The sequence below is a fragment of the Amycolatopsis sp. NPDC003676 genome (genome assembly GCF_053587275.1).
In genome coordinates, this window is sequence record NZ_JBSFNS010000192.1 from 1 (window position 1) to 9,638 (window position 9,638).

A 9,638-nucleotide genomic window follows, 5' to 3' on the forward strand; every position below is an offset into this window, starting at 1 on the left:
GCCCGGGTCTGCTCTGCCCGGGTCCGGTCCGGTCAAGGTTCGTGAGGGGAACCCTGAGGGAATCAGATTCCCTCAGGGTTCCCCTCACGGACGGCGACGTGGCTGAGGGCTAGGGCGGCCAACGCTGCGGCCTGGTCGCCGAGCACGCTGTCGTCGAAGACCGCGCGTGGGGAGTGGTTCATCTCCGCCGCATCTGGGTCGATCCCGTCCGGTGTGGTGCCTAGGAAAATGAATGCGCCAGGGACTTCGTTCAGCACTGCGGAAAAGCTCTCCGAAGCCATCACCGGGTGCTCCAGCGGGACAGCCCGTTCCGTGCCGAACAGATCACCGAGAACGGTCAACGCATGTGCCGCTGCCTTCGGGTCGTTCGTGGTTACGGGGTAGACCGACCGGAACTCCGTCTCCGCATGGCAGCCGAACGCCGACGCGATCCCGTCTGCCAGCGAGGGAAGCTCACGGGCCAGAATATCCACGCTCTCCGCGGAAAGCGCGCGGATCGTTGCGCCGAGGGTCGCCTCGTCGGGGATGGCGTTGATGATCTCGCTCGCCTGCATCTTGGTCACCGACAGCACAACCGGATCGAACACTGGAAACCGCCGGGTGACATAGGTGTGCAGGGCCGAAATGATCTGCGCCGCGGCCGGAACCGGGTCCACTGCCTGATGGGGACGCGAACCGTGTCCGCTTCGGCCGAGGACGCGCACGGTCAGGCTGCTGGCCCCGGCCATGACCGAGCCGGGGCGGGTCGTGAATACGCCAGACTGGCCGGGCAGGACGTGAATGCCGTAAGCCGCCTCGACGTCTGAAAGCACTCCCTCCTCGATCAGCCGTTGCGCGCCGCCGCCTGCTTCCTCGCCTGGTTCGAACATGAAGACCACCGATCCAGCGATCTCGTCTCGGCGGGCGCTCAAGAGCTTTGCCGCACCGACGAGCGCTGCGGTGTGCAGGTCGTGTCCGCAGGCGTGCATCAATCCGGGAGTCTGCGAGGAGAACGGCAGTCCGGTCTCCTCCGAAACGCGCAGCGCGTCCATGTCCGCGCGCAATAGGATCGACGGTCCGGGCCGCGTGCCGCGCAGTACTGCGACGATTGACGTGAAATCGTGCGGGCCGGGCGTTACTTCCAGGTCGAGCGGGGCCATCGCCGTCAGGACCGCTCGCTGGGTGCGGGGGAGGGCGAACCCGGCTTCGGGGTGGGCGTGCAGGGTGCGGCGGAGTTCGATCAGGTCGGACTGGAGGGCGGCGGAAGCGGCGAGGATCGAGGCGGAAACCGGCATGAGGCTCCTTAGAGGCAACGGTGCGTGCCGCGCTGGTGACGCCAGCGTCTAATGTCTACAATCAATATAGACGATGCCGGGTGTTCCAGGTTCCGGTGCGCCTCTAATCTGTCACTACGCGTGACCCGCGTCGGCGACGTCACCGGACCGAGAACTTCGGAGGACCCTTGCCGCAGATCACGAACACCGCTGCTGCTGTCCAGGTCGCTCGCGCGCTCGAGGACGAGATCGTCTCGGAGGGCTGGAGCGCCGGGCACTTCGTCGGGCGCCGTCAGGAGTTGATGGCGCGCTTCGGGGTTGCGCCGGCGACGCTGAGCGAGGCGATCCAGCTGCTGCGCGCTCGCGGCATCGTCGACGCGAAGCCTGGACCGGGCGGTGGGATCTTCGTTGCGACGCGTTCGCCGTTCACGCATCTGAGCGATCAGCTGCTGCAGTTGCGCGAGGGCAAGGCGACGGTGGAGAACTGCCTGCGCGTCCTGGACTCGCTCGACGGTTCGGTGCTGCACGACGCGGTCGAGAACGCGAGCGACGAGGACATCGCTGATATCTCAGCGTGTGCCGAAACGCTGAAGGCAGCCTGGGATTCTGCGGAGGCGCCGACGGCGATCTGGGCGCTGCACGCGCGGATCGCGCAGGTGTCGCCGAACGAGCTTTTGCGCAGTCTGTATACGAATCTGGTCGACTACATCATCGCCGCGCGGCTCGAGGGCGTCACGGCGCCGACTACGCAGGAGCGGTTGCGCACGCACCTCGACTTCGCGGAGGCGGTCGTGCGGCGCGACCACAAGCTGGCGGAGTCGGCGATTTCGCGGCATCGGCGTCCCGCGGTGGCAGCCCGGCCTTCCTGATCTTCGCACGCCGGAGAACTGATGGATGTACACGCGCTCAGAATTATGTATATTCATTACAGTTAATCGTCCGGCTTGAGGAGGATGCATGCTGCTGGAGCTCCGCAGTGTGGTCGACCGCGTGCTCGCCGCCCCCGATCGCTCGTCCCGCGGTGCGCAGCCGCCGATCCGCTTGTCGCAGAACGAAATGCCGTGGGCGCCCGCCGACGTCATCGTCGCCGCCATGACCGAGGCGGCCCGGAATGCCCACCGCTACCCCGATTACCACCGCGCCGCGGCACGTGCCGCCGTCGCCGAGGCGATGGGGCTGGACGCGGGGCGCATCGCGATCGACAACGGATCCGGCACTCTGCTGCACGCGCTCGCTCGGCTCGTCTGCGAACCCGGCGTGCACGGGGTGCGCCCGGCACCGTCCTTCGAGGCGTATGCGGCGGCGCTTTCGCTGGCCGGCGCCGAGTCCACAGAGGTCGGTCTCGACGCGAACGGCGCGATGGATCTCGACGCGATGCTCGCCGCGGTCGGCCCGGAAACCCGCATTGTCTACCTCTGCAATCCCAACAACCCGACCGGCGGGCTGCGCGGGGTCGAGGATATCCGCGACTTCCTGAAAAGCGTCCCGTCGAGCGTGCTGGTTGTTGTCGACGAGGCGTACCGCGAGTTCGTGTCTGCCGAACCACTGGACGCGACTGTCGGATTGCTCGACGAGTTCGAGAATCTCGTGCTGCTGCGGACACTGTCCAAAGCGCACGGTTTGGCGGGAATCCGCGTCGGTTACGCCGCTGCGGCGCCGCGGATCGCGGAAGCACTGCGCCGTACGTCCGTCGGGTTCGCGCTCAACAGCGTGGCCGAGGCGGCGGTCATCGCGGCGTTGAGCGCGGAAGGATTGGCTGTAGCGAAGGAAAGAACCGCTGTCATCGTCTCCGAACGCGCTCGCGTCGAAGCCGCGTTGAAGGCGGCGAACGTCGCGTATGTGCCGAGCCAGGCGAATTTCCTTTTCCTGCCTGGGGATGCGGCCGAGCTTCTGTCCCGTTTGGAGGCTCGCGGCGTGCTCGCCCGGCCGTTCCCGAAGGCGGGCGGCGCACGCGTGACGATCGGGCTGCCCGAAGAGAACGACGCAGTGCTCGCCGCCCTTATCTGATCAGCGGTTTCCTCCGACACCGTGTCGGAGGAAACCGGGAGGACTTCGGAGAGCCGCTCGATGAGCCGCCGCACCCGAGTTCTTACGCTAACCGGCAGGACGGACGGAGCGGTTCGTTCACGCGGCGGGTAACCGATCGCTCGCAGGAAGGAACGGTGCAGTGACCGAGCGCCTATTCGAGCACGACCGGCGGGCATCGATGCGCCGCTCGGTGACCGGCGGTGTGCTCAAAGCGACCCTGCTCGCCGGACTCACGCTGATTTTCGTCTATCCCGTGGCGATGATCGTGCTCGGCGCCTTCCGCGACGGGCTGCCCTCGGACAACATGCCGTTCACGATGAGCGGCCTGCTCGCGGCGTTCGAGGCCCCGGAAACCTGGCACACGCTGTGGAACTCGATCGTGCTGGTCGTCGTGTGCGGCACGATTTCGGTGGCGGGCGGCGGGCTCTTCGCCTGGATCGCGGCCAATACGAACGTCCCCGGCCGCAAGCTGCTCACGCCGATCATGGTGATCAACCTGTTCGTCCCGCCGCTGTTCCACACTCTCGGCTGGATCATGCTCGGCAACGCGCAGAACGGCCTGCTCAACCAGCTCGGCCGCTCGCTCGGCACGCACGGGCCGCTGATCAACATCCAGGGCTGGGGCGGGCTGATCCTGCTGACGTCGCTCGGCTACATGCCGTTCGCGTACCTGCTGCTGCTCGGCGCGTTCAAGAACCGCGACCAGTCGCTCGACGAGGCCGCGGCGATCAGCGGCGCGGGGACGGTGCGGACGTTCTTCACCATCACCATCCCGTCGGTCGGCCCGGCGATCACCGGCGCGGCCCTGCTGATCGCTGTGCTGGTGTTCCAGTCCTTCGACGGACCGCAGCTGATCGGCCGCCAGGCGGGCATCTACGTGTTCTCGACGCAGATATACCACTACGTCCGGGATGAGGCGCCAGCCGAGTACACCAAGGCGTTCGCGCTGTCGCTCGTGCTGATCCTGCTGGTGCTGCTGCTGTTCCTGGCCCAGCGCTGGATGCTGCGCGGCCGCAGCTTCACCACGCTCACCGGCAAGACGTCGCGGCGCGATCCGCAGGAGCTGGGCCCGGTCCGCTGGGTGCTGTCCGCGCTGATAGTCGTGGTGGTGCTGCTGAACTTCCTGCTGCCGCTGTTCGCGATGGTGCTCGGCAGCCTCCAGCCGATCTTCGGGGTGATGAGCACCGGCCTGACGCTGGACAACTACGTCACGATGCTCACCGACCCGCAGTTCAGCTCGAGCCTGGCGCTCACCGCGTGGCTCGCGGTCATCGGCGGCTTCGGCTCGATCGCGATCGCACTGCTCACCACCTACGTCACCGCGCGGCGCCGGGGATTCCTGCGGAGCTACACCTCGTTCGCGGTCTGGATCCCGTGGGCGCTGCCCGGCGTCGTGCTCGGCCTCGCCTACATGTTCGCCGTGCTCTACCTCCCGGCCTTCCGCGGGCTCTACGGGTCGGCGTTCCTGATGACGCTCGTGCTGGTCGTCGCGACGATCCCGGTCTCCAGCCGGATCGCCGAGGGCGCGCTGGCCCAGCTGTCGCCCGAACTGGAGGAAGCCGGCCGGATGTCCGGCGCGAGCGCGGGCCGGGTGCTGGTGACCATCGTGCTGCGCCTGGTCATCCCGAGCTTCCTGGCCGGGTGGTTCCTCTCCGCGCTGTTCATCTCGGGCAACCTCGCCGTGCCGATGCTGCTGGCCCCGCCGGGCCTGGAACCCGTGTCGCTGACCGCTTTCCAGCAGTTCCTCACCGGCGAGATGTCCCGGGGCGCGGCGCTGTTCATGATCATCCTGATCGCCGCGTTCGTCGTGCTGGCGCTCGCCGCGGTGTCCGTCAAGCTCGGCGGCCGGATCCTCGGCCGCGACCGTTCCGCAGGTCCGCTCTCCCGTCTCACCCCCTGACCCGAGAGGAAGAACAATGAAGTTCTCCCGTACGAAACTGCGCGCACCGGCGCTGGCGCTCACCGCCGGCCTGCTCGCCTCGCTCACCGCCTGCGCGTCCGCGGGCGCGACGAAGTCGAGTACTCCAGTTGAGGTTCCTGGCGCGTCAGCCGCGGCCAACAAATATATGAACGAGCTGTACGACAAGGCCTTCGCGGCCAACCACACGCAGCTTGTGCTGTACGGGCCCGGGGTGACCGCGAACCAGGCGATGAACGATGTTTTCACCAAGCGCTTCCCCGGGATCAAGCTGCTCCCGCAGGACCAGGCCGACGCGCAGATCCTCACCAAGCTCGACACCGAGGCGCAGAGCGGGAACCGGATCGCGGACATCTACGTCGGCGGCGAATCCCCGCAGGCGGCCGCGAAGCCGAACATCTGCACGCCCGCGGACGTGCGCACCGCCGACCCCGGGTTCAAGGTCCCGACCGACAACGACGGCAGGCTCACCTACTTCGCCTTGCGCTATTTCGGATTCGTCTACAACACCGACCAGGTGCAGAAGCAGGACGCGCCGAAGAACTGGCACGACCTGCTCGACCCGAAGTGGAAGGGCAAGATTGCGGTCGGCGACATGACCGTGCCCGGCGGCATCCGGTACATCCTCGAATCGCTGATGCTGCCCGAGAACGAGAAGAAGTGGGGCCGCTCCTATCTGGAGAAGCTCGCCGCGCAGGACCTGCAGATCTCGCAGTCGGAACAGATGGTGCCCACTGATGTCTCCAGTGGCCGGTTCCCGGTCGGCATCGCGGTATACCAGGGCTACTTCGAGGCGCAGAAGCAGAAGGGCGCGCCGATCGACATGGTGTTCCCGCTGGAGGACGGCGGAAACTACATGGCGCGTTCGGCGCTGTGCGTGATCAACAAGGCGCCGCACGCCGAGGCCGCACAGCTGTACGTCAACTGGCTGTACTCGCCGGAAGGCCAGAAGGCGTTGGCGGAGAAGGACAACTCCTACGGCCGCACGCCGACCGCGCCCGGCCCGGCGGGTCTGCCGTCGCTGGACAAGCTGCCGCGGTTGCCGTTCTCGAACCCGGACCCCGCGTTCAACAAGCCCTACTTCGACTTCATCACCCAGGCCTTCAAGAAGTAACGCCTCGCCTCCCGGCCGAAGAGAAAGCGCAGGTCACGATGACCGAGGTCCAGGTATCCGGACTCACCAAGAAGTACGGCGCGAAGGCGGCGCTGCACGAACTGGATCTGACGATCGAGTCCGGGCAGTTCGTGACGTTGCTCGGCCCTTCGGGCTGCGGCAAGACGACGACGTTGCGCTGCCTGGCCGGGCTGGAGCGGCCGACCTCGGGCCGGATCGTCATGGGCGACCGGGTCGTGGTCGACACCGCGCGGCGCACGTTCGTGCCCGCGGACAAGCGCCGGGTCGGGATGGTGTTCCAGAGCTATGCGCTTTGGCCGCACCTGAACGTCACGGACAATGTCGCGTACCCGCTGAAGGTCGCGCGGATGCCTGGCCGGGAGCGGGCGCAGCGGGTGCAGGAAATGCTTGACGCGGTTGGCCTTTCCGACCTCGGGAAGCGTCCGGTCACCGCCTTGTCGGGCGGTCAGCAGCAGCGCGTGGCACTCGCCCGTGCGCTGGCCGCCCGGCCGGGGATCATCTTTTACGACGAGCCGCTGTCCAATTTGGACAGCAAACTGCGGTACCAGATGGGCCAGCAGGTGCGCTCCCTGCACAACCGGTTCGAGACGACGTCGGTCTACGTGACGCACGACCAGGAGGAAGCGATCACGCTGTCCGACCGGATCATCGTGATGAGCGAGGGCGTCATCGTCCAGTCCGGTACGCCGAGCGACCTTTACGACCGGCCGAATTCGGCTTATGTCGCGGATTTCATGGGCTTTCAGAACATCCTGCCCGGGACCGTCACTGGTGTGCGCGGGAAGACTGCTGAGGTGCGCGTGGACGACACCTCGCTGGTCTTCTCGGGGATTGCGACCGGTGATGTTGCCTTGGGAGACCGGGCTGACATCGCGTTCCGTGCGGCGCACGCTCGGCTGTCTCCGGATGGTTCTGGTGTGGGCCGATTCCGGGGAACTGTTGAGCGCACTACTTATCTGGGCAGTGCCGTCAACCTTCTTGTCCGTGCGGATGGTCTCCCGATGCGCGTCCGCACTGAAACAGCTGAGCTCTCCGCGGAAACCGTCCCGACTGCCGGCGAGGAACACACTTTCGCGGTGAGCCCGGACCGCGCTGTCGTCATCCCGCACGAGAACGCGGCTCCCGCTGACGACGACTACCTGACCACGATGACCGATGCCGCCGTCGCGCCCCGCTGACGCCGGACGAAGGGAAGAATCCGTGCCCTTGAATACGCCGCGTTCCGACGGGCCGCGGATCCGGGAACTCGCCGAGATCGGCGGGCGCACCGACACCCGTGACGTCCTCGCCCACGCGACTAAGCAGGCCGAGCGGGAGTACGACGACTACTTCATCGTCGACATCGACGCGCACGTCTCGGAGGATCACTTCTGGGGCGAGGTGCTGGAACTCATCGACAACGATGTGTGGCGGCAGATCGGGATGGATCAGTTCGGCAAGTTCGCCGGGAACAACGCGCTGCTGAACATCCAGCCTGGTATGTCACATCAGAGCGTTGGCGGACGGATCGGGCATCAGGGGCGCAAGGAGCCGCTCGACGGCGTGTCCGGACATCCGTTCGTTGCCGCCGCCCGGCGCGGCATGGACGCGATGGGACTGGACTACCAGGTTGTCTTCCCGAGTGCGATGTTGCTGCTGGGCATGCATCCGCAGGACGAGATCGAGGTCGTGCTCGGGCGGGCTTTCAACCGGTGGCTGACTGAAGTCGTTCTGCCGCAGGACGACCGGCTCAAGGGGATGTTGTACTTGCCGTACAACACGCCTGAGGTTTGCGAGGAACTGGTCGAGAAGTATGCCGATGACGACGGGATCATCGGGTATACGGTGTGTTCGACGCGCAACAATCCGGTCCATTCGGATGTCTATACCAGGCTGTACAAGCTGATCGAGGACAGCGGGAAGCCGCTCGCGTTCCACTCCGGGTATCACTGGGGCGACCCTTCTTTCGCGCAGCTGAACCGGTTCCTGTCGATGCATGCGTTGTCGTTTACGCATTACAACCAGATTCATGTGACCAACTGGATCATCAACGCCATGCCGGAGCGGTTCCCTCGGCTGAAGATGGTGTGGGTCGAGAGCGGGTTGGCGTGGATTCCGTTCCTCATGCAGCGGCTTGACCACGAGGTGCTGATGCGGCCTAGTGAGGCTCCTGGGTTGAATCGGCTGCCTAGTGAGTACATGAAGGATATGTGGTATACGAGTCAGCCTATGGAGCGGACCAGCATGGAGTTGCTGGAGGCTGGGATGAAGGCGTTCAACGCGGAGACGCAGTTGTTGTATTCGTCGGATTGGCCGCATTGGGATTGGGATGCGCCTTCGACTATTACGCGGCTGCCCTTCTTGTCGGAGCAGGCTAAGCGCAACATTCTCGGCCTCAACGCGGCGCGCGTTTTCAATCTGCCCACTGATCGCCGGAAGCCCGCTGCGCACAGTGTGCTCCATGACCGTCCTGGGGTTTCGTGATGCCTGAACTGACTTCGCTGGTATCTCGGTTGGGTGAGTTGACCTCTCAGATCGTCTCGGAGGACCGGGCTGCTTCGGTCGCTGACTCGGAAATCGCGGATCTCCTGTATGCGGCGGCTCGGCTGTTCTCCGCCAAGACTGACCGGGTCGGCAAGATCGCCTGGCCGATTCGTGAGGATGCGCTGACTGCGACGGAGACTGTTGTTCTGGTGACTGCGTTGCTGGACGCCGCGGATGTGAACCTTTTCGACATGGCGATCTGGTACCGGAGGGCCGAATGAGCGCGGTTCAGCGTGATGTTGTCGTTGCCGGTCTGGCGGATCTCCAGGCGCGGGAACGGATCGTGGTGGAGGTTGACGGGCTGGAAGTGGGGCTCTATTTCCATGCTGGGGAGGTGCGGGCTTGGCATAACGTGTGTCCGCATCAGGGCGGGCCGGTTTGCCAGGGGAAGATCATGCCGCGGACGATTCAGCCGGTTCGGGAGGATCGGAAGAGTGCCGGGCCTGCGTTTCATCCGGCTGATCGGAATATTGTTTGTCCTTGGCATGGGTTCGAGTTCGATGTCTTGACTGGGCGGCATCCGGCGGATAGCCGGGTGGGGTTGCGAGGGGTTCCGGTTCGGGTGGTGGGGGATGAGGTTGTGGTGACTCTCTGAGGTGGTCGTCGCGTTCGGCTCGTCGCCTGGCGGCGACATTGCTCTGAGCGGTGCGGTGGGCACCCCGAAGCTGAGTGTGACTACGGCGCGGGCCCTTCACGGACTACGTCCGCGGTCGTCGCGCGGGACTTCGGCCGGATGACCGGGGCGGCACGCCGGGTTGGGGAGGACGGGCGGGCTGCGCCG

At 65.9% G+C, this 9,638-nt stretch carries 9 protein-coding genes; 8 read left to right on the top strand and 1 reads right to left on the bottom strand.

Features of this window, described 5'->3' with window-relative positions:
• Positions 1 to 62 precede the first annotated feature (62 nt).
• The gene (locus ACWDNU_RS43980; protein WP_449673212.1) at positions 63 to 1,274 is read right to left on the bottom strand and encodes a M20 metallopeptidase family protein; all 1,212 of its coding nucleotides are present in this window, start codon (positions 1,272 to 1,274) and stop codon (positions 63 to 65) included.
• 167 nt (positions 1,275 to 1,441) lie between these two features.
• Here ACWDNU_RS43980 and ACWDNU_RS43985 point away from each other — a divergent pair, with 167 nt between their 5' ends.
• From ACWDNU_RS43985 to ACWDNU_RS44020, 8 genes are all read left to right on the top strand, one after another.
• Positions 1,442 to 2,122 (top strand): FadR/GntR family transcriptional regulator, encoded by a 681-nt coding sequence (locus ACWDNU_RS43985; protein ID WP_370935038.1) that lies wholly within the window; start codon positions 1,442 to 1,444, stop codon positions 2,120 to 2,122.
• 88 nt (positions 2,123 to 2,210) lie between these two features.
• Positions 2,211 to 3,260, top strand: a complete 1,050-nt coding sequence (locus tag ACWDNU_RS43990; RefSeq protein ID WP_449673213.1) for a pyridoxal phosphate-dependent aminotransferase — start codon at positions 2,211 to 2,213, stop codon at positions 3,258 to 3,260.
• A gap of 160 nt (positions 3,261 to 3,420) precedes the next feature.
• On the top strand, positions 3,421 to 5,181 hold the full coding sequence (locus ACWDNU_RS43995) for an ABC transporter permease (protein ID WP_449673214.1): 1,761 nt from the start codon (positions 3,421 to 3,423) through the stop codon (positions 5,179 to 5,181).
• A 16-nt stretch (positions 5,182 to 5,197) separates the two neighbouring features.
• A complete protein-coding gene (locus ACWDNU_RS44000) occupies positions 5,198 to 6,313 on the top strand; it encodes an ABC transporter substrate-binding protein (protein WP_370935041.1) in 1,116 nt (371 codons plus the stop codon).
• A 38-nt stretch (positions 6,314 to 6,351) separates the two neighbouring features.
• A complete protein-coding gene (locus ACWDNU_RS44005; RefSeq protein ID WP_449673215.1) occupies positions 6,352 to 7,512 on the top strand; it encodes an ABC transporter ATP-binding protein in 1,161 nt (386 codons plus the stop codon).
• Entirely contained in the window at positions 7,490 to 8,797 is a 1,308-nt protein-coding gene (locus tag ACWDNU_RS44010) for an amidohydrolase family protein (protein ID WP_449673216.1), read from the top strand. Before ACWDNU_RS44005 ends, ACWDNU_RS44010 begins: the two co-directional genes overlap by 23 nt.
• Positions 8,797 to 9,078, top strand: a complete 282-nt coding sequence (locus ACWDNU_RS44015) for a hypothetical protein (protein ID WP_449673217.1) — start codon at positions 8,797 to 8,799, stop codon at positions 9,076 to 9,078. Before ACWDNU_RS44010 ends, ACWDNU_RS44015 begins: the two co-directional genes overlap by 1 nt.
• Positions 9,075 to 9,452, top strand: coding sequence for a Rieske (2Fe-2S) protein (locus ACWDNU_RS44020; RefSeq protein WP_449673218.1), 378 nt, complete (start codon positions 9,075 to 9,077; stop codon positions 9,450 to 9,452). Before ACWDNU_RS44015 ends, ACWDNU_RS44020 begins: the two co-directional genes overlap by 4 nt.
• The last annotated feature ends 186 nt before the right edge of the window (positions 9,453 to 9,638 follow it).